A 1,290-nucleotide genomic window follows, 5' to 3' on the forward strand; every position below is an offset into this window, starting at 1 on the left:
GCGCAGGAGCGCCACCAGCAGGACCGCCACCGCCCCGAGCAGGCCGATCCCGGCCACCCCGCCCGGCCACGGCACCGCCCCGTACGGCAGGCGCGCCGCCCAATCGGCCACCGTGATGATCCATCCGACCGCCACCCCGGCGGGTCGCACGACCCAGGTCGCCGCCTCGGCGTGCAACGGGGCCACCAGCGACGCGACGAAGCCGAGCAGTGTGGCGGGCGCGGCGGCGGGGCCCGCCAGCAGATTGGCCGGTACCGCCGCGAGGGAGACCTCGCCCGACATGAGCACCAGGACCGGGGCGACCGCCGCCTGGGCCGCGGCCGGGACGGCAACGGCCTCGCTCAACCACGTCGGCAGCCTTCCCGCCAGCCGATCGCGCCAGCGCGGGGCGAGCACGAGAATGCCCGCCGTGGCGCAGACGGAGAGCGCGAAGCCGTAGGAGCGGGCCAGGGAGGGCTCGAACAGGATGAGCAGCAGCACGGCGGCCGACAGCGCCGCCAGCCCGTCGCGGGAGCGGCCGGTGCCCAGCGCGACGGCCGCGACCAGCCCCATGAGCAGCGCCCGCAGGACGCTCGGGGAGGGCCGTGCCACCACCGCGAACGCGAGCATCGCCACTGCGGCGAGCACCGCGCGTACGGGCAGCGGCATGTAGGTCACCCTGGCGAGGGCCACCGCGGCACCGGCGATGATCGCGAGGTTGGCCCCGCTGACCGCGAGCAGGTGTGCCAGCCCGGCATCCTGGAAGTCGGCCTCGACCTTCTCGTCCATGCGCGAGACGTCGCCCACCACGAGGCCGGGCAGCAGCCCGGCCTGCTCGGCGGGCAGCACGCCGGACGCGGTACGCAGCCCCGCCCGCAGCACACCGGCGATCCGCTGGACGTCGTCCGGCCCGCCGAGGACCACGGGCCGGCCGCGCACCAGGAGCATCCCGGCCACCAGCCCGGAACGGTCGGCGGACGCCAGCCTGCCCCTGACCCGCAACCGCTGGCTGGGCAGCAGGCCCCGCCAGCCGTCGCCGGAACCGAGCACGACGACGGGCACGCTGACGGCGTGCCTCCGCCCTCTTATCTCGATCGCCTCGACGGCGGCGTCCACGATCACCCGCGGCCCGCCGAACCGGGCCTGCGCGCGCAGCGTGCGAGGATCGTCGGTCAGCACGATCTCCGCGCTGACAGTGGCGCCGCTTCGCACACCATCCGCCACCGGCCCACTGCTCACCGCCTGTACGCGGGCCCCGATGCCCACCGCGGTCGCCGCCACACACCCGAGCACCGCGACCGCGGTGGGCAT

The 1,290-nt window shown here is 76.2% G+C and carries 1 protein-coding gene; it reads right to left on the reverse strand.

Annotated elements, in window-relative coordinates; all coding sequences use genetic code 11:
- The coding region (locus tag C1I98_RS38955) for a ComEC/Rec2 family competence protein (RefSeq protein ID WP_199537566.1) at window positions 1–1,290 on the reverse strand (1,290 nt) is incomplete at both ends.

The sequence above is a fragment of the Spongiactinospora gelatinilytica genome (genome assembly GCF_003236385.1).
In the GTDB taxonomy this organism is placed as follows: Bacteria; Actinomycetota; Actinomycetes; order Streptosporangiales; family Streptosporangiaceae; genus Spongiactinospora; species Spongiactinospora gelatinilytica.